We start from the raw sequence: 26,409 nt of genomic DNA on the forward strand, positions 1-26,409 counted from the left end.
CGGGCATGAACGGCATGACGACGAACGCCCTCTTCATGGACCCGCCGGCAACGTCGTCGGCCTGCACCATCAACCGCCGATCTTCCCGTGAAAGGCGACAGCTATGAACGAGATCACTCCGTTCCTGTGGTTCGACGACCGAGCCGAAGAAGCGGTCGCGTTCTACACCTCGGTCTTCCCCAACTCCGGCGTCGACAACGTCGCCCACTACGGCGAAGGCGGTCCGGGCGAAGCGGGCACGGTGATGTCGATCGAGTTCCACCTCAACGGCAGACCGTTCGTCGCGCTCAACGGCGGCCCGATCTACACGTTCACGCCGGCGATCTCGTTCGCGATCGCGTGCGAGACGCAGGCCGAAGTCGACCGGCTGTGGGACCGGCTCACCGACGGTGGGCAACCGGTGCAATGCGGGTGGCTCACCGACAAGTTCGGCCTCTCCTGGCAGGTCGTGCCCAAGCGCTTCTTCGAGCTGATGGACACCGAGGACGCGGACCAGCGTAAGCGGGTCATGGAGGCCATGCTCGAGATGGTGAAGTTCGACGTCGCGGCGCTCGAGCGCGCGGCGGTGAACGCCTAGCCCGCGCGCGGCGCGCGGCGGGCCGCGCGTTCGGAGTCGAACGCGCGGCGTGCGCCTTGCAGGTCGCCCAGGTGCACTTCGATCCAGTTGACTAGCGCGCTCACCTGCTCGGCGCAGTCGCGGCCCAGCGGCGTGAGCGCGTAGACCACGTGCGGCGGCACGACCGGGAAGCTGGTGCGCCGCACCAGGCCGTCGCGCTCGAGCTCGCGCAGGGTCTGGGCCAGCATCTTCTCGGAGATCCCGCCGATGGCGTCGCGGATCTGCGAATAGCGCCGCTCGCCGCCCGCGAGCTGCCGCAGCACCAGCGATGCCCACTTGGTCGCCAGCTTGCTGAGCACGTCGCGCGCGACGCAGCTCGCGCTGTTGCAGTTGCCGAGCCGGTTTCGCTCGAGCGGCTCCTCGGCCGTGGTCATCGCTCCTCCGTCACGTTCCGCCGGATCGTTACTTTCTTTTCGGTAGTATAGACGGAGCCGGCCGCTCCGCCAAGGGGGTGGCTTGTGCTCGGTGACACCTTTGCCAAGGCGAGGTGGGGACGGAGCTCCCGTCCAGCCGAACGAGGGAGGCGTATGGGTTACCCCATGCGGCGTCTTCGCGTCTCCCTCGGGGCGTTCGCAGCGCTGCTCCTGGCCGTGCCCGCGCTCTTCGCGCCGCGCCCCGCTTCGGCGGAGCTGGTACCGGTCGTCGCGCGCTACTCCTCGGTGTTGGCGTCGGTCAACGGCAACCTGTCGGCGGCCTCGCGGGCGAACATCGCGGAACGGCTGCTGCTGCTCTCCTCGTACTACCAGGTCGATCCGCGGCTGCTGCTGGCGATCGTCTCGGTCGAGTCGAGCTGGCGTTCGACGGCGGTCTCGCCGGTCGGGGCGATGGGCTACGGCCAGCTGATGCCGGCCACCGCCGCCAACCTCAAAGTGCAGTCGCTCGAGCCGTACGAGAACCTCGACGGAACGGCGCGCTATTTGCGCCGCCTGCTGATGCGGTACGCCGCGCTCAAACCGGAGGCGCGCGTGCGCCTCGCCGTCGCGTCGTACAACGCCGGCCCGTACGCGGTCGACCGCTATCACGGCGTACCGCCGTACCGGCAGACGCAGGACTACGTCCGTCGCGTGCTCGCCCAGTGGCAGCGTTTCTCGACGCTGCTCGACGCGCCGTCCGAACGCGCCGTCGCCACGCTCGTCAACCGCGCCGCGACGACGCCGGCGCCGGCCGCGCCGGAGTCTCGGCAGTACGCGCGCGCCCGCTCGCGGACCGACGAGCGCGTCTCGCGTACGCTCGCGCAGCACGTCCTGCGCCCGAGTCGGCTGGCGGCACCGGCACGTTCGATGATCCACCTCGCCGCGACGTCGATCACGCACGACACGACGCTGGCCGTAGCGACACCCGAACCGGTTGTCCGCTACGAGCCTTCACACTCGTTCTTCGCGCGCCTGTTGGGTATCAAGCACAAGGTCGTCGCGCCGGCCGTCCCCGACACCCCGAACGTCTACTGACGGGGTAGCCGGTGCTCGCCGTGCAAGAAGCACGGCGTGACGCCCGACGATCTGCGCGCCGAGGTCGCGAAACTGCGCTGGTACCACGGGATGCAGCTTGGCGACGTGCGCACGCCGGGGCAGCGCGACGTCGGCGAGCTGTGCGACTTCCTCCGCCTGCCGGCGGACCTGCGCGGTCGCCGCGTCCTGGACGTCGGCACGTTCGACGGTGGCCTCGCCTTCGCGTGCGAAGCGCGCGGCGCGGCCGAGGTCGTCGCGCTCGACGTCGTCGAGCACCCGACGTTCTCGCTCGCCCACGCCGCCCTGCGCTCGCGCGTGCGGTTCGCGGAGGGAAACACGTACGACCTCGATCCTGCGCGGCTGGGGACGTTCGATCTCGTCATCTACGCCGGCGTGCTCTACCACCTGCGCTATCCGCTGCTGGGGTTGGATCGTCTGCGCGCCGTCGCGACCGGCGAGGTGCACGTCGAGACGCACACCGCGCGCCTGCTCACGCGCCGCCCGGCCGCCGTCTTCTACGAGCGGGACGAGTTGAACGGCGACTACACCAACTGGGTCGGCCCCAACGACGCCGGCGTGCGCGCGTGGTTCCGCTCGGCCGGCTTCACCATCGAGCGGCTGGGCCACCGGCGCGAGCGGGTCAGCTATCTCGCCCGCGTCGAGGCCGGCCCACCGCCGATCTTCACACGCGACTGGCCGCAAGCGTACCGCCCGTTCGGCTTCGCGACCGACCCGAACGCCTAGCCGACGGCTCTGCGCTGGACGCTATTGGCCGGCGCTCTCGCCGCCGTCGACGTGTAGGATCTCACCGGTCACGAACGGCGCGGACTCCAGGTAGAGCACGGCACCCACGACGTCCGCGATCTCGGCCATTCTGCCCAGCGGCTGCAACGTCGTCGCCGGTGTCTGCACCGGGACGGCCTGCTTCGCGCTGTTGGTCGCGCTCGGCGAGACGGCGTTGACGCGAATGCCGCGCGCTGCGTACTCGAGCGCGAGCGCCCGCGTCGCCGCGGTGAGGCCGCCTTTCGTGAGCGAGGTGAGGACCGCCGGGACCCGGGAGCTGGGATGATCCGCGACGCTGGCCGCCATGTTGACGACGTGACCGGCCCGCTGCTCGAGCATCGGGACGATCGCCGCCTGGGTGACGTGAAAGAAACCGCCCAGGTTGGTCGCGACCAGGTCTGCGAAGTCGGCGTCCTGGTACTCGGTGAAGGGCTTGGACATGAACGCGCCGGCGTTGTTGATGAGCGTGTCGATGCGGCCGAACCGGCGCAGGGCTCGTTCGACGATGTCCGACGCGGTGGCGCGCAGCGAGATGTCGCCGGCGATCGTGAGGACGTCGGGATCCGTGGACGGCTCGATCGCGCGCGCGTTCGCGACGACCGCGTAGCCGAGATCGCGAAACGCTTGCACCAGCCCCGCACCGATACCCCGCGACGCGCCCGTGACGATGACGACCTTCCGCTGCGCGTCGTTCCCCGTAGCCATGGGCCCTAGCCCCTGCGCAGGCTCGTGAACGCGGCGCGCATCTCCTCCGCGAAGATCTGCGGCTGCTCCCAGGCGGCGAAGTGACCACCCGCCGCCGCTTTGTGGAAGTAGATGAGATGGTGAAAGGCGCGCTCGGTCCAACTGCGCGGCGCCTCGTAGATCTCGGCGGGGAACACCGTCGCGGCGGCGGGGATCGAGACGTTGGCGGCGTTGATCGGACTGACTTTGTTCTCCCAGTACGAACGCGCCGCCGACACACCCGTGCCCGTCACCCAGTACAGCGTGACGTTGTCGAGCACGTCGTCGCGCGTGAGGCTGCCCGCGCTGTGTCCGTCGACGGTGTGGCCGGCCACCGCCGAGACGACGGCCGCCGCCGGCTGGCCGTTGCCGTCACCGTGATCCAGCAGCCACGCCGCCAGCCCGACCGGCGAATCCGCCAGACCGTAGAGCGTTTGCGGCCGCGTGCGCATGAATCCCGCGTACGCGAACTGCTTCCCGTAGAGCAGTTGCAGCTGCTGGTAGGCGTGCAGCTCATCCGCCGACAGGCCGGGCGGGGGCGGATCGCCGCACGTGAGCGACTTCGCGACGTCGACCGGAACGGTCGCCGGCAAGCTCGTGTGGATGCCGGCGAGCTCGGGCGCCGCCTGCTCTCCCATCAGCGTCGTCACGACCGAACCGAGGTCGCCGCCCTGCGCGACGAAGCGCGTGTAGCCCAGGCGTTTCATCAGCACGGTCCACGCACGCGCGGTGTGTGCCGTGTCCCAGCCGGTGACGGTCGGCCGGGCCGTGAACCCGTACCCGGGGATCGACGGCACGACGACGTCGAACGCGTCGGCCGGCGTTCCGCCGTAGGCGGTCGGATCGGTCAGCGGCGCGATGATCTTGAGCTGCTCGATGATCGAGCCGGGCCAGCCGTGCGTGACGATCAGCGGCAGCGCGTTCGCGTGCTTGGAGCGCACGTGGATGAAGTGGATGTCGAGGCCGTCGATCTCGGTGAGGAACTGCGGCAGCGCGTTCAGCTTGGCTTCGCACGTGCGCCAATCGTAGTCGGTCGCCCAATACGCGGCGAGTGCCTGCATCAGAGCGAGCGGGACGCCTTGCGAGTCGTCGCTGACCGTCTCGCGGTCGGGCCACTGCGTCGCGGCGATGCGCCGCCGCATCTCCGTCAACGTGGCCTGCGGAACGTTTACGTGAAACGGGCGAACGGACGCGTCGCCCGACGTCGCCTGCGCGACCTGCGTCGCGGCGACGGCGCCGCGCGCGGCAACCAGGGTGAACGGAATCGCCGCGAGCGCTGCGGATGCCGTGGTGCAAAAGCGACCCCGGGTCGGACCTGACGTTGCTGACATAGTTCCCTCCGCCCGGCACGATACCACGACCGCCGCCTGACAAAGAGGGACTAGGAGCCCCCGGACCGCCGTTCCGTCGCGTCGAGCGCGCTGATGCTCACGTAGTAGCCGTCGAGATCGCGAACCGAGAACTCCATCGTTCCGGTGTTGGGGTTCACGTGCGGCTCCTCTTCGAATCGGTCGACGAGCCCACGCGCGTTGCGCAACGCGTCCTCGAAATCGTCGACGCGAAAGAACAGGAGGAGGCCGTTGCCGGGCTTGGGATCATCCGGATTCGTCAGCGGTGGGTGCTCCTCGACGCCCCACGCGTGCAGGTTCAGCAGAACCGTTTCGTCCGCGTCGACGATCCGACCGAAGTCGTCGTGGGCCGGCGCCGACGGCGGCAGGCCGAGCAACGTCTGGTACCACGCGAAGCTGCGCGGCACGTCAGCCACGCCGATGATCGTCCACAAGCACTTCATGCGGGTCTCCGAGGGAGCTACGTTCTCGTGGTCTGATTCGGGAGCTGCGCTCGGGCACGTACTTTGCGTTGGATTTCCGCTTCGGAGAGGACCGGCGCGAACTCTTCCATCTCGAAAACCTGGCGGATCTCGATTTCGGATTCGCCGCCGTCCGGGTTGGGGCAACGCTTGACCCACGCGATGGCCTCGTCGAGCGACCCGACCTCCCAGAGCCAGAAGCCGGCGATGAGCTCCTTGGTCTCGGTGAAGGGACCGTCGATGACGGTACGCGACGTGCCCGAGAATTTGACCCGGGCGCCCTTCGAGCTGGGATGCAGGCCGTCGGCGGCGAGCAGAACGCCTGCCTCGATCAGCTCTTCGTTGAATTTGCCCATCTCGGCCAACATCTGCGGATCGGGAGGAGCGCCTCCTCGTTCCGACTCCGGGGTTGCCTTGACGATGACCATGAATCGCATTGCGAGGTCTCCTCTTCGGTTGCGGTCCTGACTCTCTGCTGATGCGTCGAACGGACCCTCGTCGAATCGACATGAAAAACCCCGTCGTGAGACGGGGTCATGGCGCTCGCTGCAGATTCGCCCCCGGGGGCCCTGTTCTCCCAGATTCGTCCGTCGTTGTTCGCTGTTGTCCCAATTGGACTCCAGGAGAGCTGCTCCAGAGGCGTGGTCAGAGCGGGTTTCGGTCGATCATCGCGGACCGGACCTTCTGCCGGAGCCAGCCTTCTACGGATCGTCGCCGTCAAGGAGGACAGGCCCCTTTCCCAGACAGACCGTGGCGAGTTGAATTCGGCCTACCTTACACTACTCTGCTCGGGATCCGGCGCTTGGTGTCGCGTTAGACGAGCTAGTCTGGGAGGCTCCGCGAGCCGCGGCCCTCGGTAGCGGGGCGTCCCCGGCGAGCGGCTTAACCGAGGCTTGGACTTGTGCTTGCCAATCCCCAACGACGAGCCGAGCGGTCACGGGTCAGGTCGACGGCGCCGGACGAATCGGGATGCTCGTCTTCCCGTTCGTCGGACAAGGCTCTTCAGACACGGCTCATCGTGCGATGCGACGGCGTGCGCCCAAGTGGCCCGTCGGACCCTGGGAGGACGACCCGAACGGGGCAAGTGACCTAAGTCGCAGCCTTCTCGCCGACGCTTCGAAAAAAGCAACCTCCTTGCTTTTCCTGGCTTCAATCTTGCCCCGTAGCAGCAGGCTTTGCATTGGGTCTAAAAACGGGCCCTCGTGGATTTTGGCTGTTTCGTCGACAGCCATCAAGAGCACGTGATCTGACGCCGACTTGGATCATTTTGTATGATCGAAATGCGATGTGTTGCTCCAGATGGAGGCAAGTTCATTGCATTTTTGCCTTCACCGCCGATTAAACACCAATTTGGAGCGCGAGGAACTCCCGGAAACCCTTGCAGGTGCTCTTCCAATGAGTTATGCTGGGCAAGTCGCCGCCCACTACAGCATCCGAAGGGATGGGGCCCGACCCGGAGCCCCCTTTGGGGACCGGTTACTAAAAGCCGGGGCCCCCGTGTACAGACACGGGGGCCCCAGGGAGCCTAACTCCAAGTGCATCCTAGCACATCGGCCGCCGGCAGCGCCAGCGGCTATAGTATGCCATACCCGGCCGAGACGAAGGTCTACGGCCACTCTACTATCGTCTACCACCCGCCGACCGTCGACCCGACTGGTCGCCAGCAGACCGGGCTGGAAGTCGCTCAAGCGGCTGCCCAGCGTGAGATGTTCAACGCCGGTGGTGGCGCGATTGTTAGCGGCATTCTCTTTGAACAGGGCGAGCGCCCGATGCTCATGGGGACGCTCGCTTTTAACTTCGTCTCGACCATCCTGACCTCGGACTCCGCGAGCGCCGTGGCGACGACCGAGGAGGTGCAGGACAAGAGCAACCGTCCTAAGGACGACAATCACACGAAGGCCATCATCTCCTACCTCAAGGAGACGGTCCCGACGGGACTGTTCATCTTGCCGAGCTTGACGGCGAACGTGATGGCGAAAACGCGCATCCACACGTTCCTGGTCGAGGGCGATCAGCAGCCGCCGAGCCGGTATGCGTACATGTACTTGCCGCTGCAGTCGGTGCTGCGCATCACCGACGGACAGCATCGTCAGTCCGCGATCAAGCAGTTGCTCGATGAGGTCAAGAACGACACGGGTTCGCTCGAGCACCTGAATCGTTCGTCGATCCCGGTGATGATCACGCTGACGAGCGATATCAAGCAGATCCACCAGGATTTCGCCGACTGCAGCAAGGGTCGCGAGATGCCTAAGTCGCTGCTCGCCGTCTATGATCGTCGTCACCCCGCGAACGGGCTGGTGATGGATCTCGTCGAGTCGTGCGGCATCTTCAAGGAGAAGACCGACTCGACGAATCTCAAGCTCGGCAAGAAGAGTCCGGGTCTGTTCCTCGCCAACATGGTTCGTCAATCGGTCAAGACGTTCCTGACCGGCGGTTACGGCATCGCCGAAGAAGACTTCGAGACGAAGGCAAAGGACATGTTCGGCTCGAGTGCGAGCACCTCGTACGCCGAGGCAAGCGCGTTCATGGTCAAGTACCTCAATCAGGTCACCAACGCGATTCCGAAACTCAAGGAGTACGCCGAGTTGACTCCGCTCGAGGTGCAGGCGCGGTTCGCCGAACTGCGCAACGCCGGGTGGCTGTTCTTCACGGCGACGGGCTTGGCGATCATCGCGCGCATCGGCTGGGCCATCCGTCGCGACGGCGTCGTGAACTGGGAAGAGGCGGTCGCGCGCATGGGAGACCCCGCTGTCATCGACTGGCACCGCGCCACGAACAAGGACTGGGCGGCGCTCGGCGTCGCGACTCCGACCCGCGTCTCGACCGGTCACCGGTCGGTCATCAAGGGCGCCGAGTACGTCGCTACCCACATCGGCTTGAACCTGCCGTCGTTGGTGGTCCGCGAGGACAAGGACGATGAGACGGTCGGCGAGAGTACCGACGATCAGACCAACGTCGGCGCCGACTCCGAGCTGGCGGCGGTGTAGACGACATGGCTACCGCAACGGAGGTCATGGGCAAGGTCTTCAAGCCGGGCGATAAGGTCGAGGCTTCGGGGATCTACAAGGTCACGCACGACCCGGCTCACACGCAGGAGCATGACGTGACCGTGATCTACGACAAGAAGTTCCCGCCGTGCAACAAGTGTGGGAACCGCCCGCGCTTCAAGGCAGTGCGCCTCGCGCGTCACATCGACAGCCACGAGAACTTCTAGTCCTCGTTCGTCTAAGTGATCATGAGGGGCGCCTTGTCCGAGGGGCCCCTCATGATCCTGGTGTTTACCGGTAGGTCGCCGCGAGCGACCCGGGAAACGACCGGCTCCCGACGACCTAGCCGGTACCAATCTTACTGCCGGAGATCTAGCATGGCCGATCTCATGCCGGTCCATCCAGTCCCTCATCGCCTGCATGTTCGCCGCCTCGCGGCCGATCCTGCGATGCGCGGCCTCATCCGCCCGATCTACGCGGGCGCGTTCGATCTCGACCCGCAGGGTGGGTTCGACCAAGCTCGCGACGTCGTCGACATCTGGCTCCGCACGCACGACACGGTAAGACCGTATGTGGCAGACCGGCCGCCAGGCGATTTCGAGATTGAACGTCATCTCGAGCGCGATCATCTTATCGCCCAACGTGTGACAAGCCCCGACGGGAACACCATCGTCTATCGTCTGCAGCACCAAGAACGCGACCGCGACGGCACATGGGATCCGATCCGCAACTGGCGCACCGAGGTAACTCTCGACCGTGAAGCCGATGGCGACCAGGTATGGATCGCGACGCGCCAGTTCTTCACGGGCGTCGCGAGCGACAAGCGCCGCTGCTCGCCGCCGCGCTTCATTAGGACGCTGCTGGAGAAGCAAGCGCTCTCAGACCTGGACATCATGGTCCCCGGACCGCGCGTACTCGACATCGAAGCCGAGGCGGGCCCGCTCGCGGATCTGCTGCTCGACGAGGACCGCGACTTCCCAGTTGTCGTGCTCGCCGACGGTTGTCCGCTCAATGCTGAGCGCGTGGCGACCGACTCGGCTGGACTCGCGCACGTCGTCCGTCTCTCGCGTCACGTACGCCTCGCGCTCATGGTCACGCTCGCCGAGAACAGCGGCGAGGCCTACGAACTCCAGCACGGTGCGGTCAGCACGTTCTATCCGCCGGCCCACGGCAAACGCCCATTGGCGCCGGCTGCGAAGTTCGAGACCATCATCGGCTGGCACGGTGACGGCGAAAGTGGTCCGCCGGCGTTCGCGCACTGGCTGCATGAGGAAATCGCCCGAGCGGTCGTCCTGCGGATGCTCAACGACCCCGCGCATCGTACCGTCGAGAAGATCAAGGCCAACGCTGTCGGCGAGCGCCGCGTACAGTTGAGCGAGCAGCGACCCAGCGCGCAGACTGTCCAAGCGGATCTCGAGGCGGCAAACGAGATAATTGCGCTCTATGAAGAGGACAATGACAAGCTTAGCGCCGACATCAAGGAGCTGACGCTGCGCGCGGAGGCTTACCTCAACGAAAGCAAGTCACTCGGCGAAGCGCTTCGGAACGAGGAGCGGCGCAACTGGGCCTTGCAGACCGAGCGTGCCTCGTTGCTCCATCTGCTCGCGACGAAGAACGGCCAGACCTCCGTCGTGATCGACGCCGAGTTTGTCGAGCGGCTCATTGACTCGCATCCTGCTCCACAAACGGTGGTCGACGCCGTGGAGGCGGCGAAGAACCTCTTCGGCCTGTACGGCGCGCGCGTGGTTGTGTCGGATACCGCGTTCACCTCGTCGTTCGACTCTCCGTTCAAGCGTCCCACAGACGTGCTGGCGGCCCTGCTGCGTCTCGGTTTCCTTTGGAAGGATATTCGGAACACCCGCCGTCCGATCGAGGAAACCGTCCGTCAGGTCGTTCGCTTTCCCTGCGCGCTTCACGAGTCGTTGACGGCGACAAACAAGTTCGGTGGCGAGCGGATCGCGACATTCGACGGCGGGCAGGCGCAACTTGAGAAACACGTTAAGATCGGCAGCGGTGGTGCCGATGCGTCGGTGCGGATCTACTTCGGCGATAATGCGGAGGGAGAACTGCTCATCGGACATGTCGGACGGCATCTCACGGTGGCGAAGACGCAGTAAGGACACGTCCGCCTTGGAGCTGGCCGGATGACGGTAGTCTTCGCCGGGGCCGGTGCGAGCGCCGTTGGGCGGGCGGCGCGCCTCGCTGTCGATCTTCTGCGTTTGGCGCCCGAGTACGATGGAGGCCGTCGGCGTCACGCACGCGAGCTGCACGTCATAGAGGCGTGGAATGAGCGGCAAGCAATCGGTCCCGTAGCGCTCGAAGCGTGGTTCTCCGAACTTCAGGCGAGCGATGACCCAAGAGACCTCGCCCTGTTCCACGACCTCGCAGCCCTGATAGCGCACAACCTGGCGCAGGACATGGCGCACACGCGTAACTACCGTACCCAGTTCACGACGCTCACGAAGATCGCAGGTAGCACGCAGGTTCCGGACCAAGAGAACCTTTGGACGACGCTCGGAGCGATTCCGCATCTGGCGGTCGTCACGACCAACTACGACATCATCATCGAGCGCGGATTGCGCTTCAAGCCGACGCGACGTTCACCAGGATTCCACTACGGCATCGTCGGCGAACGGCTTGAGGGAGCGCTCTTTCGTGGACACGGACAGGATACGTCGACCTCCGGCCGGGTGCCGCTCTACAAGTTGCACGGTTCGTTGTCCTGGAGCCTCGCGCCCGGTGGCCGCATCATGCGGTATGTAGACTGCCGGCCGGCGATCACAGGCCGGGCATTCATCGTTCCGCCGGTACGCGAAAAGCCGGTCGCGCCGCGCGGACTCGAGCACGTATGGTCAGGCGCAGCGTCCGTCCTCGCCGCAGCGCGCAGGCTGATCGTCATCGGCTATAGCGCGCCGGAGTACGACTGGGCGGTGCGCGATCTGCTTGCGCGGCATCTCACGTCGACCGCCCGAGTCGACGTATTCAACCTGTATCCCGAGGAAGCCGAAACCTATCGACGGCTGCTGCCGGGACGGACGGTTGAGTTCCACGGCCCCCTTCCGGCAGGCTTGCCGGTCTTGCGCGAACTCGCGTGCGCTTGATCTCGCGACTACTTCGTGGTCGTCGCGGGAAGGAACGCACATAGCGATGCCGGCAGCGGCAGCGATGCTAGGGTTCTGGGCTCGAACTTCTTGAGGTCGCCGAAGTACGTCACGGCGTGCCCCTCGTAGGTCGGGGCGGCCGCGTTGAGCGCGTCGACCGCAGTCCGCATCTGCTCCTCCGACATCGGGACCTTCGGCGTCAGGCCGATGGCGATGTTGAGGATCCCAAGCTGGTCGGGATTCCGGGCGAACGCCGGTGGGCGACGCGCCATGTAGGTCGCTACGATGGGCGGTCGCGCGACGTTCAGAACCCACCACGGATTGCGCTTCTGCGCGTTCGAGCCCGCGGAGACGACCAAGCCCTGCTCGTCCGAACGTTCGCCGGTCTTTAAATACGCGTCAAGCGCCGGATCGTCTTGACGACGGAGCGTCTTCGGGATGTTCAGGACGATCTTGAGGTCCGGCCGGCGCCACAGGACGCCGTTGGCAGCGATGATATCCTCAGCACGGGTGACGGTCGGGACGCCGTACTTCGCGACGCCGAGGACCTTTGCGCGGTCCGGCGTCAGGGCGAAGAACTCGTTGCTGCCGGTGGCCGTTCCTCGGGTCACCCTGAAGAGGTCGCCGATGGTCGGTCCGTGGTCGTCCACAGCGTGTGGATTGCGTGCAGCGTGTGTCCATCCCCGCGCCGCTTCCAGCCGCTCGCGGGCGATCACGACGCCGCCTTCGCCGGCCAGGTGCCGCGGCACCTCGGCCACAGGCACCCCCAGGGCGATGCGTTTGGGCGTGTCGTGCTGACCGATCACGAATTGCGTGAGTGCAGCCGTCGTCTTGACCGCGGTGAACGTGAACGTCTTCGGTTCGATCACCGTCACGCCGGTGCCCCCCAGGCCGTTCAGGAATAACTCGCGCACGAGCCCTCCGGTGCGGTTGTCTAGCCATTCGGCGCTGGTAACGTAGCAGCCGACATCCCCGCCTAGCGCCAGCGTCTTCGTCTTCGCGAAGAAGAGGAGGTGAAGGCCCGCGTTCAGGTTGGAGTGATGTTCGGTTTCGAGCGCGACTTCCAGGCCGCGCTCCTTCGCGCGGCGGCTGACCTCGTGGTGGCGCACGAAGGGCGGATTGCCCAGCCAACCGACCCGCATCTGACCGGTGCGCGGGATCATGTCGCGGCTCATGGTGAGGAAGTCGGCGTGCCGCACCGTCCAGCGCTCTGGAGCCAGGGTCGCGAGGACCGCCCGGGCGACGAGCGTTGCCGCCGGGTTCTTGTCGATTGCCAGAACTGCTGTCCCCGGCGAGCGTCGCGCGACGGCCGCTGCAAAGCGCCCGCTGCCGCAACCGGGATCGATCACCAGTTCCGGATGTTGCTCCAGCATCCAGGTCACCATCGGCTCGACGAGCGCGGTCGGGGTGTAGAACATGCCGGTCGACCGGCGCTTCGAGCGGTCGTGCAGGCGCTGCAGCGCCTCGCCGAGCGGGTCTTCGCCGGCGCGGATGGCGGACGCCAGGTCCTCGACGATGGCTCGAGGCAGAGCGGGGCGCAGCATCGCCCACCTCACGAGACGGTTCTCGCCGCTTGTGCGGCGGCCGCCGCAGCGGGACTTCGCCCCGAGATCGATGGCGGCGCGAACGACGTCGACGACGTCGTTGAAGACCGCTGCGGACGCCTCGACGATCCTCACCACTCCTCCATCCTACGCGCTACTGTGCTATCTGGGTGGCACCCTGATCAACGCCTTTCGTTCGTCCTGTGCGAACCGGAGGCTTCTTGGTGCCGCGAGCGGACTGGATCATTAATTTGGATCGGTGCGCGTCAAGCGACCCACCCGCGCACTTCATCTCGCGCTGTCCGCGTCCTTCGGTGCTGCGACCGAGGCCGTGTCAGCCGACTCGGGTCATCGGATAGCCATCATCGCTTTGAAGCGGCGTTCGGGAATTCTGGGGGCGCCTTGAACGCGACCCGCGCCCATGACGCGGTGCACGGTGATCGCCGTCTCTTTGGTCCCAGAGATGTTCTTCAACTCGGGATTCCGCTGCTTCCCGAGCGCGATCAAACGTTCTTCGAGGGCGAAGATGGCAGTCTCGTTCGGCCGGCCGCGACCGCGGTCAAGCGTCACGAAGTACATTACCGGCGTACCCTTGAGCGTATCCAACAGCACGTCGTTGTACTTTCCGATCTTGTGCTGCTGGAAGCACTCGCCCTCGAACGAGGCAGTCGTGCGGCCGACGTAGTGCGGGATTGTGCCGCGCCCGCTCCGGATACCGAACACGTAGCACCCGATGCGCTCGTCGCAGCCAGCAACCTCCCAAAACTCGTCGAGTGCCCTGGAGTCGACGTGTCTCGCACCGGTGCGCCCCACGCGGGTGGGAATCTCGAATGGACCCGTCACGGTAAAAGATGCCACGAGTGCCGATACGCCGGCCACCACTTGCGTCCTTGGCCGTCTGCGTGTCCTGCACCGTACAAACTCGTTCTGCGCAAGACTATTTTGGGGGCCGAGACGGGCATGATCCGCGATCCGCCCGCCCGACGGCCGGAAAAACACACCGCCCCGCGACCAACGGACTAAACCCAATCGGTCGCGGGGCTCCGGATGCACAGCCGCGAGGTCCGGGCGAGGTCCTCGACGTCATAGACCTGCTGCTGGGATCGCCGCAAGCTGTTACCAGATCTGGTGGACTCCGCCGCGGGGGGAATATGCGGCGCACGATCACCGGTCTCCGCGCCCTCGGCGAGCGCGCGTCGCCATGTCTGCTTCCTCGCCCCGGAAGCGCGGAGGAAGTTCAGCGTGATACGTCGCGATCAGGATCGTAACACGCCGCCGGCAAGTTGCAGCAACAGCCGCTTGGGTCAGGCCTGCGGATGACACATTAGGCCTGGACCCAGCATTAGGGGATGCCTAGGCGAGACCGAGGTTTTCCTTCGGCACCTCGACCATGACGATGCCCCGCTCCTTGAACGTCCCCGTCGGTCCGTCGGCGCCACGGATGAAGAACGCGAGGCCCGCGCCCAGATCCTCGACGGCTTCAACGACACGAAGACCTTGCAGGAACTCGTCGATGTCCTCAGCCGTCCAATGATCGAGCACATTCGCGGCGACGTGCGAAACGACCAGGGTGCCTTCGTGCCCGTTTGCGGCGTACCGCACCACCCAGATGTCGCGGTCCGGCGAGACCCAACTGTGTTCAACTGCTGCGCCGGCCGTGTTCAGATGCACGAGCATGCGCCCTTCCGTTTTGCCGAAGTCGCCAGTCATCGCCCTTATATGCCAAATTCGGCTGGACACGGGCTGCCCTACTCCCAAATTCACCGGGTGGTTGGACGAATCTGGGAGTGTGCAGCAAATTGGTAGCGCCAACGGGAGTCGAACCCGTCTCTCCGCCTTGAAAGGGCGGCGTCCTAACCGATAGACTATGGCGCCGAACCGCGCGGGCTTGGGCTTCGACCGGCGGGGAACCTGCCGCGGCGAAAGCTCGAGGACGTGGGCCCGGCTGGATTCGAACCAGCGCGCGACCAGTTATGAGCCGGCTGCTCTACCGCTGAGCTACGGGCCCATCCGCCCTCGACCGGCTGTTTCGCCGGGGCGGTTGCATGCGCCCGCGGCGCGCCAGGAGGGCCGGCGCGCCGCGGAGAGGGTCGGGACGAGGAGAGCGGCCGACCGCTAGTGGCGACCGCCACCGCCGCGCGCGGCCGGCGCGCGACCCGCGCCGCCCCGGTAGCCCGCCGCGCCGCGGTACGCACCGGCGTAGCCACGGTATGCGCCGCCGGCGTAGCCGCGATAGGCGCCGACCGGGCCGCGATAGCCGCCGCCGGCCCAGACGCGGCCGTGGTACGGGTGGCCGTGATAGTAGTAGCCGCCGCCGAAGCCAAAGCTCAGCACGACCGGCGCTCCGCCGTACCAGCCGTAGTAGACCGGCGCCGGGTACGGATAGTAGACCGGATAGGGATAGGCGTAGGGCGGATACGCCGGCGGCGGGGCGACCGCGTACGGGTCGGGCTGGACAACCGGCGCGGTGTCGACCGGCGCGGTGTCGTCGACCGGCGGCTGATCTTGCGCGACCGGCACCTGCGGCGGCGGGGCCGGCGGCGGCTCGGAGGCGGTCGCGCCGACGTCGATGGTCGTCGCGTCGAACCAGTGGCCGGCGTTGTAGCCGTGGATCGTCACCGACATGCCCGGCGCGAGCTGCGTGCCGGCGGGACGAACCGCCGTCTGCTCGCCGAGCGCGACGTCGTCGGTGAAACCGCGAACGTCGTCGACATAGAGATGTTCGCCACCGTCGAACTGCTTGACGGTCCCTTGGATGGTCTCATTCGGGAACGGCTGCGCCGAGGCGGCAAACGGGGAACCGAGCGCGATGGTAAGCATCGCGCCGAGCGCGGAAATCATGGCGAGGGTCGAGCGCACGTGCATCCCTCCTGGAGCACTACGGGAGGTGGGGACGTCTGCGTTCGACGACCCCACCCCTACGCCCGCGCCGGTCGGTGAACCCTAATCCCGCGCTAACGCGGCGAAGGCCGCTCGGCCCGGATAGCGTGCGACCGACGGCCCCAACTCCTCCGCGATGCCCATCAGGCGATTGTACTTCGCGGTGCGATCGCTGCGCGCCAGCGAACCGGTCTTGATCTGCCCGGCGCCGGTCGCGACGGCCAGATCGGCGATCGTCGTATCCTCCGTTTCACCCGAACGGTGGGAGATCACGGCGCGATAACCGGCCTTGTGCGCGGTCTCGACCGCGTCGAGCGTCTCGGTCAGCGTGCCGATCTGATTGACCTTCACCAGGATCGCGTTGGCGCTGCCCTCGCGAATGCCGCGCTCGAGCCGCTCGACGTTGGTCACGAACAGATCGTCGCCGACCAGCTGCACGCGCGCGCCGAGCGTCTTGTTCAACAGCTGCCAGCCGTCCCAGTCGTCCTCGGCCAAGCCGTCTTCGATCGAGACGATCGGATACGTGCGGCACAAGCCCTCGTACAAACCGACCATCTCGGCCGACGTGAGCGGATGATCGTCGGGCTTGTGCGGCCAGTACTTGCCCTCGCGGAAGAACTCGGTCGAGGCGGGGTCGAGCGCGATCGCCACGTCGCTGCCCGCCGTGTAGCCGGCCTTCTCGATCGCTTTGACGATCAGCGTGAGCGCGTCGTCGATCGAGTCGAGCTTCGGCGCGTAGCCGCCCTCGTCGCCGACCAGCGTCGAGTGGCCCGCCTCGTGGAGCAGCTTGCCCAGCGTGTGAAAGATCTCGCTGCCGTAGCGCACCGCGTCGGCCATCGTCGGCGCGCCGAGCGGGACGATCATGCACTCTTGGAACTGCAGCGCGCCTTCGGCGTGCTTGCCGCCGTTGATGACGTTCATCATCGGCACCGGCAGCGTCGCCGCCGACGGGCCGCCGAGATAGCGATACAGCGGTACGCCCAGCGAGACCGCCGCCGCGCGCGCGACCGCCAGCGAGACGCCGAGCAGCGCGTTGGCGCCCAGGTTGCTCTTGTTCGGCGTGCCGTCGAGCTCGAGCATCGTCGCGTCGAGCTCGCGCTGCGAGGTCGCGTCCATCCCTTCGATCGCCGGCCCGATGATCTCGTTGACCGCGGCGACGGCCTGGAGCACGCCCTTGCCGCCGTAGCGCTTGGGATCGCCGTCGCGCTTCTCGACCGCCTCGTGCGCGCCGGTCGACGCGCCCGAGGGCACCATCGCTTCTTCGACCGCGCCGAACGAAGTCGCGACCGCGACCGCGACGGTCGGGTTCCCGCGCGAGTCGAGGATCTCTCGCGCGCGCACGCTTTCGATCAGCGGCCGCCCGCCGCCCCGCAACGACTCGATCGCCATCGATCGCCTACTTCGCGGCGACCCAGTCGCCGAAGAAGCTCCGGCGCGGGAAGAGTTCCGCGCCGGTGAAGAAGATGGCGACTTCGCGCTCCGCCGACGCCGGCGAGTCCGAACCGTGCACGAGATTGCGTCCGATCGTCTGACCGTAGTCGCCGCGAATGGTGCCCGGCGTCGCCTTGATCGGGTTGGTGGCGCCGATCGTCGCGCGGCAGCCTTCGATCGCGTCTTCGCCTTCGATCACCATCGCGACGATCGGCGAGCCGGTGATGTACGCGACGAGGCCGTCGAAGAACGGCTTGCCCTCGTGCTCGGCGTAGTGCCGTTTCGCCTGGTCTTGCGTGACCTGCATCAGCTTGAGGCCCAGAATCGTGTACCCGCGTTTCTCGAAGCGGGAGAGCACCTCGCCGACGAGGCCGCGGACCACGGCGTCCGCTTTGGCGAGGATCAAGGTTCGTTCGACTGCCATAGCGCAACGGTGATACGTGCCCGGTCCCGACGCACCTCTCGACGTCGCGCGCGTGCGCGCCGCCCTCGCCGGAACGCGCTTCGCGGACGTGCGCTACGTCGCGGAGACGGGCAGCACCAACGACGATGCCACGACGCTGCTGGGCGATCCGGCGGCAGCCGGTGCGACGTTGGTCGCAGAACACCAGACGGCCGGTCGCGGCCGCAAGGCCGGTCGCAGCTGGGTCGCCCCGGCCGGCACCGCGCTGACCTTCACCGTCGTCCTGCCGCGCACGGTCGCGAGCGATGCGCTCTGGGCGGTACCGTTCTGGGTCGCGCTCGCGCTCGCCGACGGGATCGAAGCGGCGGGCGGTCCGCGCCTGGAGCTGCGCTGGCCGAACGACCTCGACCTGAACGCGCGCAAAGCCGCCGGCATCTTGTGCGTCTCGCGCGTCACCGGAGAGGTGGCCCACGTCGGCTCCGGGATCGGTCTCAACGTGCGGCGTCCGCCCGACGCGGCGATCGCGGCGATCGTGCCCGCGCCGGCGTATCTCTCCGACGCGACGCCGCAGCTCGAACGCGAGACGCTGCTCGCCGCGATCCTCGGCGCGTTCGACGGGTTGCTCGACGTGCTCGACGATCCCCCGGCGATCGCGCGCGCCTGGGAGGCGCGCGCCGAGCTGCGCGGGCGCCCCTATCGGCTGCGGCTCGACGCCGACGGCACCTTCGTCGACGGCATCGCGCAACGACTCGGCAGCGACGGCGGCCTCGTCCTCGACGTCGACGGCCGCGAACGCCTGGTCCACCTCGCCGACGCGCGCGTCGTCTAATCGACCGTCCGGGAACCGGCCGTGGGACTCGCATCGCGCGACGAGGGATCAGGGGGTCAGTTGGATCGCGTCGGGGTGGCTCAAGCCGGTCGAGATCGTCGTGGGCGTCCCGGTGTAGGGCGGTGCGTAGATCGATATCGTGCTGTTTGCCTGGTTCGCGACGAACAGGTCTCCGGCGCCGTCCAGGACGAGCGCGTTGGGCTGTGAGAGGCCCGAGAGGGTCACGACCGGCGCGCCGGTGTACGGCGAGGCGTACTCCGTGACGGTGTTGCCGGCGTGGTTCGCCACGAACAGATTCCCCAGCGGGTCGAAGACCAGCGACTCCGGACCCGAGATGCCGCTGCTGATCGTCACTTTCGGCGACCCCGTGTACGGCGCCGCATACTCCGTCACCGTCTCGCCGGTCTGATTCGCGACGAACAGATCGCCGGCGGCGTCGAACGCAAGCGAGCCGGGATAGTTGATGCCGGTGCTGATCGTCACGGCCGGCGCGCCGGTGTACGGCGAGGTGTAGCCGGTGACTTTGTTGCTCGACAAATTGCCGACGAACAGTTCGCCGGACGTGTTGAGCGCGATGGCCCCCGGCTCGCTGATGGTGTTGGTGATCGACGTCGGCGTGCCGGTGTACGGCGGAGCGTATTCGGTCACCGCGCTGGAATCTATCACGAAAAGGTCGCTGACCGCATCCAGTCGCATCTGCTTGGGGCCGTTCACGCTGCTGCTGATGCTCGTGATCGGGGCGCCGGTATACGGCGGGGCATATTCCGTCACGGTGTTGAGGGACTCGTCGGCGACGAAGAGATTCGACGATGCGTCGACGGCCAACGAGAAGGGCTCGGAGAGCGAGTTCGTGATCGTCGCGGGCGTTCCGGTGTACGGCGGCGCATACGCCGTCACGTCCCCGGCGCTCGGATTCACGGCGAACAGCGTCTGGACGTCGTTCTTCACCGAGAACGTCGCGCTGCAGACCGCGCCGCTGATCGAGCAGGTGGAGTCGCTGTAGGCCGCGGTCAGCGAGAACGTCTCGCTCGTCCCGTTCGTGCCGGGTGGTGTGAGTTTCACCGTGTTGGGGGAGGTGGCGGTGGGATTGGCGATTGTGAAGCCGCTGCCGGCGGACTGCGCGAGCGTGAAGGTCGGCGAGCCGGGTCCGACGATCACGTTGCCGTCAGGATCGAGTGCCTCGACGATGAGATTCTGCGCCCCCGCGCCGTACAGCGTGAAGCCGCCGCTCTGCGAGCCCTGCACAGGGTACGCGGCGCCGATGACGTGCAGCGAGGCCGGAATGCCCGAGAGCGTCAGCGCGATCGCGTTGGCTTGACCTTCGGCGATCGTGAAATCGACCAGTTGGCCTTGCGAGAGCTCGTTGCCGGTTCCATTCGCGCCGTCGTAGGTGGAGATCGCCGCGTCGTACGATCCGGCCGGCAGCGATATCGTCAGCGTGCACGACGTCGACGCCAACGTCGAGCTGCAGCCGTTCGAGGTCGGCGTCAGCCCGACGGTCTCGTTGACCTGGCTGCTGCCGCCGGGATTGGTCACGATCGAGACCGTCATGCTGGCGGTCGCCGGCGAGACGTAGCGCGGCGAGCGGCGCGCGCTCGCGGTGGAGGCGCTCGCCTTCGGAACCGCGATCGTAAAGCGCGCCGTCCCACGGTCGGCGCCGACCGGCGACGTTGCCGCCGGACCTCCGGGCGCCACGGCTGCAGCGCCGCCACCACAGCCCGCAAGCAGGACGGCGATCGCGACCAGCGATCCCAGACGCGAAAAACGATCGGCCGACATGTCGAATTATCCCTTGGTGGAAGGCAAACGATCTCGCGCGTTCCCTGGAGGGCGGGCGCCCCCTGCCGTCCGGCTCGACATAGAACGGTACCGTCTGATGCCGACGCTCGCTCTTCCCGGCGCGCCGCCGTGTCGCGTTGCGTGATCCGGCGGCTGCTACGTTAGCCGATCGCCGCCAACAGCTTCGTGCCGTTCGGACTGCCCAGGCCCGTGCAGGCATCCCAGCCCGGACCCGCGCTGTAGGCGCCGTTGTTGCCGCTGGTGACGTCGTGGAACGGCGTCTCGCCTTGCGCGTACAACGCCGGGTTGACGAAGCCCAGCGGTTGTTTCGCGCTTTGGTTGAGCCGCGCGATCAGCGCGGCCCACAGTGGCGCGACGGCGCTGGTCCCGCCGAACACCGTGTCGGTGCCGTCGATGCGCACGGAATAGCCCGTGTTCGGATCGGCGTCGCCGGCGACGTCGGGAACGCCGCGGCCGACGTGCCCGTCGTTGACCGACGGCGGCACGCCGGCGGTGGTCTGCCAGCTCGGCAGCGAGAACTGATCGCTCACGCCGCCGCCGGTCGCGCCGCCTTGCGCGCCGTCGTTCCACACGACCTCGCTCGCGATCACGCTGCCGCTGCCTTGCAGCGTCGTTCCGCCACAGGCCAGCGCGTGCGGACTCGACGCGGGGAAGTCGACGTGCGCCTTGCCGTCGGTGACGCCGTCGCTCGACCCGCCGTCGCCGGCGGCGACGCACACCGTGATACCGAGGTTGCCGGCGTCGGTGAACGCTTGATCGAACTGCGTCATCGCTTGTGCGGTCCAGGTCGATTCGGCACCGCCCCAGCTGATCGAGATCACGTCGACCGCCGGCGTAGTCGCGTGCACGGCGGTCGTGATCGCGTCGAGAAACCCCTGATCCGTGTTGGGCGCGAAGTAGACCGCGATCGCCGCGTCGGGCGCGACCGAGCCGGCGACCTCGATGTCGAGCATCACCTCGCCGTCGGGCCCGTCGACTTGACCGGTCGGCGCGTTCGTCGCGCCGTCGACCGAGACGGCCGTCACGCTCGGCACGCTCACGCCCAGAGCACCGAAGTAGGTCTGCAAGTCGCTCGTCTGATAGCCGCCGCCCAGCTCGACCAGCGCGATCGTCTGGCCCGCGCCGGTGGTGCCGGCGGGAAAGCCGTACAGATCGGCGATCTGCATCGGATCGTAGGCCGTCGCTGCGGCGGCGGCCGGGCGGAACTGCGCGCGCGCCTGCGGCCGCTCGTCCAAGCCGAACACGCCGACCACGATGTCGCCCAGCTCCGCGGGCACGCTGAGCGCACCGCTGCGGCCGCGGAACGAGCCGCCGCCGTGATCGTAACTGCGCAGCTCGGTCCCGAAGGCCGCGCCGAGCGCGCCGACGGTGCCCGACAGGCGGACCGTGCGCCGCGCCAGATCGTGCGAGACCACGCGCAAGCCGGCGTCGCGCGCGAAGCGTTCGACGGCCTCGACGTCTTCGCGCGTCGCGCCGAAGCGGCGCGCGTACTCGTAGCGGTCGAACGGCGCACGACCGGGCCGCGGCTCGGGCGGCGTCTCGCGCGGGCGCAGCAGCACGCTGATCTCGGCGACGTCGTTCGGGTCGGCGGGACCACGATCGCCCGCACCGCTGGGAACGGTGCGCTCGGAACCCGGTACGGTCTGACGGCTGAACTCACCCATGGCGCGTTCAGTGTACCCGCGCGACGCCGCGCCGCGCGGGTGCGTTACTTCACGACGCCGCCGAGCTGCACGTTGGCGCTGGCCAGGACGGCGACGGCGGTCGACTCGACCGCGCCGTCGACGCTGAGCGCCAGGTTCGCCGGCGCGTTGACGTGCGCCGGCTTCGGAATCATCTTCGCGGCGACGCCACCGTCCTTGAGCGCCTTGGTGGCGATCATCGTGTCGGCGTTCGACGCGAAGAACAGAATGACGTCGGCCATCGGCTACTTGGAGCCGGTGACCAGTTGATCGAGACCAGCGGCGACTTCGTTGAGCTCGTTGACCCGCGTGACGGCCTGCGCGGTGCGCGCCGCCATCTCGCTGGCCAGCGTGTCGATCACGATCACGTCGCCGAGGATCTCTGCGTTGAGGGCCGATGCCTCGCCGACCGTCTCGGCGACCGCCGACTGGGTCGCGACGCCGCCGCCGGCCGGTGCGACCTCGGCGGCGATACGCGAGAGCAGCTCGCCTTCGCGCTCGATCGCAGCGCGCGTCTGTGCGACGTGATCGCCCGAGACCTCGCTGCCGACGATGACCATGGACAGCTCCTTGGCCGACGCGCGGACCTGGCCGCTGCGCCGGATGAGCTGGCGCGAGATGCGTTCGACGACCGGGATCCCGATCAGCAGCCCGATCAGGATGCCGACCACGCCCCACAGCAGCAGCGAGAAGATCGTGTGCGACTGAATGTCTTGGAACGTGCCGAGCGGCACGCCGAACCACTGCTCGGCGATGACGTTGTTCTGATCGTCGAGCACCGGCTGCACGCGCGCGATGTACTGCTCGCCGCCCTCGGTGTCGACGCCGGTCCAGGTGGTGGTGGTCGAGCCCAGCGCGGCGGGGACGGGCTCGTCGACCAACCGCGTTCCGTCGGCCCGCGAGATCGAGCTCGAGATCAACTGGCCGTCGAACAGCACCGCGGCCTTGCCGCCCAGCGCGTGCGCCGCTTCGTCGACGACGTCGTAGTAGTGGTTCATCACGATGCCGCCGTAGACGACGCCGATCGTGCGTTCGTTCTGGTCGGAGATCGGCGTCGCCGAGATGACGGCCAAGCCGTTGTCGACGCCCGCTTTGCCGCTGGTCGTCGACTCGATCTGCGGGACCAGCTGTTCGGCATCGAGCTCCGCGTACGGCAGCACCGCGGCGGTGCTGACGGTCTCACCGTCGAGCGCGCGTTTGACGAACGGCGAGCCGTTCGTCGTCCCCGTCTTGCCGCCGTTGGCGCGCGCCAGCACCTTGCCGCTCGCGTCGATGACGGTCAGGAACGAGAGCCCGGCTTGGCGCGCGATGCCGCTGAGCGTGTCGGACAGCTTGGCGCCGTTGCGCGCGGCGGTGTCGCGCCGCACCGCGTCGTCGATCGCCGCCTGGGTGACCAGCAGCTTGACCGCGTCGCGCTTGCCGTCCCAGTACCCGGCGAAGCCGGTCGATCCGCTGGTGACCTGTTGCGCCGCCAGGCGATTGAGGTCGGTCGCCATCGTCTGCCGCGCGGCGATCGCGGAGATCGCCGTCGAGATGATCATCGCGATCACGAGCGTGCCGATGATCTTGGTCCGCAGGCCGAGCTTCATGCCGGGGCCTCCTCCACTTTTCGGTCCTTGATAGTGTAGCGTCCCAAGTGGCCGTCGATCGCGGCGGCGCGCTGGTTCATCTCCTCGACGGAGGACAGGATGCGCTGGGCGGCCGAGGTGACCTCGTCGTTGACGTAGGTCAGCACCTCGACCGAGGAGGCGTTCTGCGCGCTGATCGAGGTGATCGCCTCGAAGGCGCTCGAGACCTCGCCGGAGTGCGAGGCCATCTGCGTGGTGGCGGCCAGGTTCGCGCCGACCGACTTGGTGATGTCCTCGATCGAGCGGATGACGCGGAAGGCGTTGTCCGACATCGAGCGCGTCACGTCGTTGATCTGGCCGATCTGCTGGTTCGAACCGAGCACGGCGCTGACGATCTCGCGCAACGCGTCGGAGGCGTTGTCGGTCGAGACCACGCTCTCTTCGAGCCGCTCGGAGAGCCGCGTCATCGCCTCGGTCACCTGCCCGATGACGCCCTGCGTCGAGCCGATGTGCGAGGCGATCTCCTTGGTCGCCTGAACGCTGCCGTCGGCGAGCTTGCGGATCTCGCTGGCGACGACGGCGAAGCCGCGGCCGTGCTCGCCGGCGCGGGCCGCCTCGATCGCGGCGTTGAGCGCGAGTAAGTTCGTCTGCTCGGCGATGCGGTCGATGACCTTGACGATGTCGCCGATCTGATCGGAGTTGGTGCCCAGACGCTTGATGTCGCCGCCCAGCTCGGCGATGGTCGAGCGGATCGTCGACATCGCGTCGACAATGGTGTGAATCGCGTTGCCGCCGCGGTCGGCGGTCAGCGTCGTCTCCGAGGAGATCGTCAGCAGCGAATCGACCTGCGCGGCGACCTGCTCGATCGACGCCGACATCGCGGTGACCGAGAGCGCGGTCTCGTCGAGCGAGCGCGTCTGCTGTTGTGCCGAGCCCGCCAGGTCGGTGATCGCGTCGGTCATCGAGCGCACCTTCGACTGCGCGCCTTCGACGATGCGCGATTGCTCGAGGATCCCTTCCTCGAGCTGCTTCTGCGCGATCGCGCCGCCCTCGATGACCGCCAGCGAGCTGGCCGCGGTCGACTGGAGCTCGCCGCCGGAGATGCTCAGCCGCTGCGCTTCACCGTGCATCGCGCCCAAGAAGTCGCGCATCCCGAAGATCAGCTTGTTGAGCCCGATCGCGAGCGAGCCGAGCGGGCCGTCGGCGATCGCCAGGTTCTTGGTGAAGTCACCGGCCGCGACTTCGCGGATCCCCGCGTTGAGCGCGGCGATGTGCGCGCCCAGCGCGTTGCCGGGCAGCGCCAGCCGTTCGCCGCCGCCCAGCGCCGCGACCGGTTCGTCGGCGAGGTCCTCGGGCGCGGCCGGCGCCGCGGCCAACAGCCACGAGAACGCCGCGCCGGCCACGAAGATCGCCAGCGCCGCCGCGATCGCGTCGGGCGAGCCCGGCGGCGTGTGCACGAGATAGGTGGCGGCGCCGGCCGCCACGCTGGCCAACAGCCCGGCCAGCGGTCCGGCGAGTGCCGCCCCGGCGGCCACGCTCAGCAACGCGAGCGGCGCCAAGGCGGGAAGCTGCGGACACGCCGGGATCGCCGCCGAGACGACCACCGCCGCGATGCCCACGAGGAGGCGCCGCCCGGCGGACGAGCGGCGGCGAGCGGTGAGCAATCGCTCCAAGGTCAGGCCCAACGACGATCCTCAGGGGCAGAAAAAAGCGCACCGGCATGTGCCGCAGCGCACACCGTGGTTAAGGGATCGGTCGTTCGTCAGCGCGTCTTCAGCGCCTTGTGCCTGCCGCCGAGCAGGCCCGACTATACAAGTGGATAGCGCCGTTTTCGGACTCAGGCAGGACGGTTGGCCCGGCTGCGGCGCTCGCAGCTCTCGCAGAAATGCGAGAACTTGTTGTCGGTGTCGAAGATCGAGTTCGAGTAGTACATCGCGCAGCGCGCGTTGTAGCAGTGGCGTAAACCCAGCGCGTGCCCGATCTCGTGCACGCTCTCCTTCAGCAGGCGCTGGAAGAGCGCGTTGTCGTCGCTCGGGTCGCCGTAGAACTCCGAGCGCAAGCGATGCACCGAGACGACCGCGCAGCGCTGCGTCTCGCTGGCCGACCCGAACACGAACTGGTGCGAGGTCTTGTAGAGATCGAAGTCCGTCACGCCCAGCACCAGCGCTTCGCGCGCGTCGTACGCCGCGGTCAGCCGGTTGACGAGCGAACCGACGAACAGCTGGCCGCGCGTGCTGTTGAGCGCGCTCTTGGGAACCGCGAGCGGCGTGCGCACGAACGCCCCGGCGAGAAAGCGTTCCTCCAGACAGAGCGCGAGCCGGGTCAGAGTACCCGGGTCGATCGCGTTGATCGGGACGATGCTGATCTCGCGCACGGCCGCGGTTTGGATTCGGGCTGCGAGGTGGGTGGTCCTGGGCACCGCGCGGCGAAGGCCCGTGCGATGATCATCGGAATCGGGATCGACCTGGCGGAGGTCGCGCGCTATCGTTTCGAAGGCGAGCAGCGCGAACGCTTCGCCCGCAAAGTCTACACCGAGGAAGAGATGGCGTACGCGCTGCGCAAACGCAACTGGCCCGAGCGGCTGGCCGGCTTCTTCGCGGCGAAGGAAGCGACGCGCAAAGCCTTCGGTCACGCGATCCCGTGGCGCGCCGTCGGCGTCACCCACGAGCGCAGCGGCAAGCCCGTCATCCGGCTGTTCGGCAAATACGAGCAGCTGCTCGCCGCACGGGGCGTGCGAGCGGTCCACCTGACTATCACGCACACCGCCGCGACGGCCGCCGCGGTGGTCGTGCTGGAGGGCTGAG

The 26,409-nt window shown here is 67.6% G+C and carries 26 protein-coding genes and 2 tRNA genes; 9 read left to right on the forward strand and 19 right to left on the reverse strand.

The features are described 5' to 3' along the window. The first annotated feature begins 103 nt into the window (after positions 1 to 103). Positions 104 to 577: a VOC family protein gene (locus VMD91_07740; GenBank protein HTW83941.1), complete on the forward strand. Its 474-nt coding sequence runs from the start codon at positions 104 to 106 to the stop codon at positions 575 to 577. Here the strand turns inward: VMD91_07740 and VMD91_07745 are convergent. Further along, on the reverse strand, positions 574 to 990 hold the full coding sequence (locus VMD91_07745; protein HTW83942.1) for a helix-turn-helix domain-containing protein: 417 nt from the start codon (positions 988 to 990) through the stop codon (positions 574 to 576). The genes VMD91_07740 and VMD91_07745 overlap by 4 nt on opposite strands. 165 nt (positions 991 to 1,155) lie before the next feature. On the opposite strand from VMD91_07745, the gene VMD91_07750 reads away from it, so the two are divergent. Both VMD91_07750 and VMD91_07755 read left to right on the forward strand, forming a co-directional pair. Further along, positions 1,156 to 2,064 carry a lytic transglycosylase domain-containing protein gene (locus VMD91_07750; protein HTW83943.1) on the forward strand — a complete coding sequence of 303 codons (909 nt, stop codon included), beginning with the start codon at positions 1,156 to 1,158 and terminating at the stop codon, positions 2,062 to 2,064. Between the two features lie 36 nt (positions 2,065 to 2,100). Continuing rightward, entirely contained in the window at positions 2,101 to 2,808 is a 708-nt protein-coding gene (locus VMD91_07755) for a class I SAM-dependent methyltransferase (protein ID HTW83944.1), read from the forward strand. A gap of 21 nt (positions 2,809 to 2,829) precedes the next feature. Here the strand turns inward: VMD91_07755 and VMD91_07760 are convergent, their stop codons facing one another. From VMD91_07760 to VMD91_07775, 4 genes are read right to left on the reverse strand one after another with little or no spacing between them, the layout of a single operon-like run. Then, complete coding sequence (locus tag VMD91_07760; GenBank protein ID HTW83945.1) at positions 2,830 to 3,552, reverse strand: SDR family oxidoreductase; 723 nt, start codon at positions 3,550 to 3,552, stop codon at positions 2,830 to 2,832. A 5-nt stretch (positions 3,553 to 3,557) separates the two neighbouring features. Continuing rightward, the gene (locus VMD91_07765) at positions 3,558 to 4,901 is read right to left on the reverse strand and encodes an epoxide hydrolase (protein HTW83946.1); all 1,344 of its coding nucleotides are present in this window, start codon (positions 4,899 to 4,901) and stop codon (positions 3,558 to 3,560) included. Between the two features lie 50 nt (positions 4,902 to 4,951). Beyond that, positions 4,952 to 5,362: a VOC family protein gene (locus VMD91_07770; GenBank protein ID HTW83947.1), complete on the reverse strand. Its 411-nt coding sequence runs from the start codon at positions 5,360 to 5,362 to the stop codon at positions 4,952 to 4,954. 17 nt (positions 5,363 to 5,379) lie between these two features. After that, complete coding sequence (locus VMD91_07775) at positions 5,380 to 5,817, reverse strand: YciI family protein (GenBank protein HTW83948.1); 438 nt, start codon at positions 5,815 to 5,817, stop codon at positions 5,380 to 5,382. Positions 5,818 to 6,915: 1,098 nt separating this feature from the next. Between VMD91_07775 and VMD91_07780 the strand changes: the two genes are divergently transcribed. The 4 genes from VMD91_07780 (at position 6,916) to VMD91_07795 (ending at position 11,468) form a co-directional block, all read left to right on the forward strand. Then, entirely contained in the window at positions 6,916 to 8,367 is a 1,452-nt protein-coding gene (locus tag VMD91_07780) for a DNA sulfur modification protein DndB (GenBank protein HTW83949.1), read from the forward strand. Between the two features lie 5 nt (positions 8,368 to 8,372). After that, positions 8,373 to 8,594: a hypothetical protein gene (locus VMD91_07785; GenBank protein HTW83950.1), complete on the forward strand. Its 222-nt coding sequence runs from the start codon at positions 8,373 to 8,375 to the stop codon at positions 8,592 to 8,594. A 150-nt stretch (positions 8,595 to 8,744) separates the two neighbouring features. Further along, positions 8,745 to 10,484 (forward strand): hypothetical protein, encoded by a 1,740-nt coding sequence (locus VMD91_07790; GenBank protein HTW83951.1) that lies wholly within the window; start codon positions 8,745 to 8,747, stop codon positions 10,482 to 10,484. A 27-nt stretch (positions 10,485 to 10,511) separates the two neighbouring features. Next, positions 10,512 to 11,468, forward strand: coding sequence for an SIR2 family protein (locus VMD91_07795; protein HTW83952.1), 957 nt, complete (start codon positions 10,512 to 10,514; stop codon positions 11,466 to 11,468). 8 nt (positions 11,469 to 11,476) lie between these two features. Here the strand turns inward: VMD91_07795 and VMD91_07800 are convergent, their stop codons facing one another. The 8 genes from VMD91_07800 to ndk all read right to left on the reverse strand — a co-directional run bounded on the left by VMD91_07800 (position 11,477) and on the right by ndk (position 17,747). Then, positions 11,477 to 13,147 (reverse strand): methyltransferase, encoded by a 1,671-nt coding sequence (locus tag VMD91_07800; protein ID HTW83953.1) that lies wholly within the window; start codon positions 13,145 to 13,147, stop codon positions 11,477 to 11,479. Between the two features lie 213 nt (positions 13,148 to 13,360). Continuing rightward, a complete protein-coding gene (locus VMD91_07805) occupies positions 13,361 to 13,891 on the reverse strand; it encodes a hypothetical protein (GenBank protein HTW83954.1) in 531 nt (176 codons plus the stop codon). A 474-nt stretch (positions 13,892 to 14,365) separates the two neighbouring features. Then, positions 14,366 to 14,689, reverse strand: coding sequence for a hypothetical protein (locus tag VMD91_07810; protein ID HTW83955.1), 324 nt, complete (start codon positions 14,687 to 14,689; stop codon positions 14,366 to 14,368). A 123-nt stretch (positions 14,690 to 14,812) separates the two neighbouring features. After that, positions 14,813 to 14,887, reverse strand: a tRNA-Glu gene (locus tag VMD91_07815). Between the two features lie 61 nt (positions 14,888 to 14,948). Next, positions 14,949 to 15,020, reverse strand: a tRNA-Ile gene (locus tag VMD91_07820). Between the two features lie 107 nt (positions 15,021 to 15,127). Continuing rightward, complete coding sequence (locus VMD91_07825) at positions 15,128 to 15,871, reverse strand: hypothetical protein (GenBank protein HTW83956.1); 744 nt, start codon at positions 15,869 to 15,871, stop codon at positions 15,128 to 15,130. An 84-nt stretch (positions 15,872 to 15,955) separates the two neighbouring features. Further along, complete coding sequence (gene eno, locus VMD91_07830) at positions 15,956 to 17,281, reverse strand: phosphopyruvate hydratase (GenBank protein ID HTW83957.1); 1,326 nt, start codon at positions 17,279 to 17,281, stop codon at positions 15,956 to 15,958. Between the two features lie 7 nt (positions 17,282 to 17,288). Beyond that, positions 17,289 to 17,747, reverse strand: a complete 459-nt coding sequence (ndk, locus tag VMD91_07835; GenBank protein HTW83958.1) for a nucleoside-diphosphate kinase — start codon at positions 17,745 to 17,747, stop codon at positions 17,289 to 17,291. Between the two features lie 16 nt (positions 17,748 to 17,763). Here ndk and VMD91_07840 point away from each other — a divergent pair, with 16 nt between their 5' ends. After that, positions 17,764 to 18,555 (forward strand): biotin--[acetyl-CoA-carboxylase] ligase, encoded by a 792-nt coding sequence (locus VMD91_07840; GenBank protein ID HTW83959.1) that lies wholly within the window; start codon positions 17,764 to 17,766, stop codon positions 18,553 to 18,555. A 48-nt stretch (positions 18,556 to 18,603) separates the two neighbouring features. Here VMD91_07840 and VMD91_07845 read toward each other — a convergent pair whose 3' ends face one another. The 6 genes from VMD91_07845 to VMD91_07870 form a co-directional block, all read right to left on the reverse strand. Further along, positions 18,604 to 20,334 (reverse strand): hypothetical protein, encoded by a 1,731-nt coding sequence (locus tag VMD91_07845; GenBank protein HTW83960.1) that lies wholly within the window; start codon positions 20,332 to 20,334, stop codon positions 18,604 to 18,606. Positions 20,335 to 20,495: 161 nt separating this feature from the next. Continuing rightward, on the reverse strand, positions 20,496 to 22,019 hold the full coding sequence (locus VMD91_07850; protein HTW83961.1) for a S53 family peptidase: 1,524 nt from the start codon (positions 22,017 to 22,019) through the stop codon (positions 20,496 to 20,498). A 44-nt stretch (positions 22,020 to 22,063) separates the two neighbouring features. Beyond that, positions 22,064 to 22,279: a putative Se/S carrier-like protein gene (locus VMD91_07855; protein ID HTW83962.1), complete on the reverse strand. Its 216-nt coding sequence runs from the start codon at positions 22,277 to 22,279 to the stop codon at positions 22,064 to 22,066. A 3-nt stretch (positions 22,280 to 22,282) separates the two neighbouring features. Then, positions 22,283 to 23,626: a cache domain-containing protein gene (locus VMD91_07860; protein ID HTW83963.1), complete on the reverse strand. Its 1,344-nt coding sequence runs from the start codon at positions 23,624 to 23,626 to the stop codon at positions 22,283 to 22,285. Beyond that, on the reverse strand, positions 23,623 to 25,224 hold the full coding sequence (locus VMD91_07865) for a methyl-accepting chemotaxis protein (GenBank protein ID HTW83964.1): 1,602 nt from the start codon (positions 25,222 to 25,224) through the stop codon (positions 23,623 to 23,625). The genes VMD91_07860 and VMD91_07865 overlap by 4 nt, the downstream gene beginning before the upstream one ends. A gap of 218 nt (positions 25,225 to 25,442) precedes the next feature. After that, positions 25,443 to 26,024, reverse strand: a complete 582-nt coding sequence (locus VMD91_07870) for an archaemetzincin family Zn-dependent metalloprotease (protein ID HTW83965.1) — start codon at positions 26,022 to 26,024, stop codon at positions 25,443 to 25,445. 21 nt (positions 26,025 to 26,045) lie between these two features. Between VMD91_07870 and acpS the strand changes: the two genes are divergently transcribed. Continuing rightward, positions 26,046 to 26,408 (forward strand): holo-ACP synthase, encoded by a 363-nt coding sequence (gene acpS / locus VMD91_07875; GenBank protein ID HTW83966.1) that lies wholly within the window; start codon positions 26,046 to 26,048, stop codon positions 26,406 to 26,408. Position 26,409 lies beyond the last annotated feature (1 nt).

It is taken from the genome of Candidatus Sulfotelmatobacter sp. (assembly GCA_035504415.1).
Classification (GTDB): domain Bacteria; phylum Vulcanimicrobiota; class Vulcanimicrobiia; order Vulcanimicrobiales; family Vulcanimicrobiaceae; genus Vulcanimicrobium.

Bases quoted from the DNA above. Each gene is read 5' to 3' on its own strand.
- VMD91_07855 (HTW83962.1), bottom strand. From the start codon at position 22,279: ATGGCCGACGTCATTCTGTTCTTCGCGTCGAACGCCGACACGATGATC.
- VMD91_07770 (HTW83947.1), bottom strand. From the start codon at position 5,362: ATGAAGTGCTTGTGGACGATCATCGGCGTGGCTGACGTGCCGCGCAGC.
- VMD91_07785 (HTW83950.1), top strand. From the start codon at position 8,373: ATGGCTACCGCAACGGAGGTCATGGGCAAGGTCTTCAAGCCGGGCGAT.
- VMD91_07790 (HTW83951.1), top strand. From the start codon at position 8,745: ATGGCCGATCTCATGCCGGTCCATCCAGTCCCTCATCGCCTGCATGTT.
- VMD91_07775 (HTW83948.1), bottom strand. From the start codon at position 5,817: ATGCGATTCATGGTCATCGTCAAGGCAACCCCGGAGTCGGAACGAGGA.
- VMD91_07740 (HTW83941.1), top strand. From the start codon at position 104: ATGAACGAGATCACTCCGTTCCTGTGGTTCGACGACCGAGCCGAAGAA.
- VMD91_07845 (HTW83960.1), bottom strand. From the start codon at position 20,334: ATGTCGGCCGATCGTTTTTCGCGTCTGGGATCGCTGGTCGCGATCGCC.
- eno (HTW83957.1), bottom strand. From the start codon at position 17,281: ATGGCGATCGAGTCGTTGCGGGGCGGCGGGCGGCCGCTGATCGAAAGC.
- VMD91_07765 (HTW83946.1), bottom strand. From the start codon at position 4,901: ATGTCAGCAACGTCAGGTCCGACCCGGGGTCGCTTTTGCACCACGGCA.
- ndk (HTW83958.1), bottom strand. From the start codon at position 17,747: ATGGCAGTCGAACGAACCTTGATCCTCGCCAAAGCGGACGCCGTGGTC.
- acpS (HTW83966.1), top strand. From the start codon at position 26,046: ATGATCATCGGAATCGGGATCGACCTGGCGGAGGTCGCGCGCTATCGT.
- VMD91_07860 (HTW83963.1), bottom strand. From the start codon at position 23,626: ATGAAGCTCGGCCTGCGGACCAAGATCATCGGCACGCTCGTGATCGCG.
- VMD91_07760 (HTW83945.1), bottom strand. From the start codon at position 3,552: ATGGCTACGGGGAACGACGCGCAGCGGAAGGTCGTCATCGTCACGGGC.
- VMD91_07795 (HTW83952.1), top strand. From the start codon at position 10,512: ATGACGGTAGTCTTCGCCGGGGCCGGTGCGAGCGCCGTTGGGCGGGCG.
- VMD91_07745 (HTW83942.1), bottom strand. From the start codon at position 990: ATGACCACGGCCGAGGAGCCGCTCGAGCGAAACCGGCTCGGCAACTGC.
- VMD91_07810 (HTW83955.1), bottom strand. From the start codon at position 14,689: ATGCTCGTGCATCTGAACACGGCCGGCGCAGCAGTTGAACACAGTTGG.
- VMD91_07750 (HTW83943.1), top strand. From the start codon at position 1,156: ATGCGGCGTCTTCGCGTCTCCCTCGGGGCGTTCGCAGCGCTGCTCCTG.
- VMD91_07850 (HTW83961.1), bottom strand. From the start codon at position 22,019: ATGGGTGAGTTCAGCCGTCAGACCGTACCGGGTTCCGAGCGCACCGTT.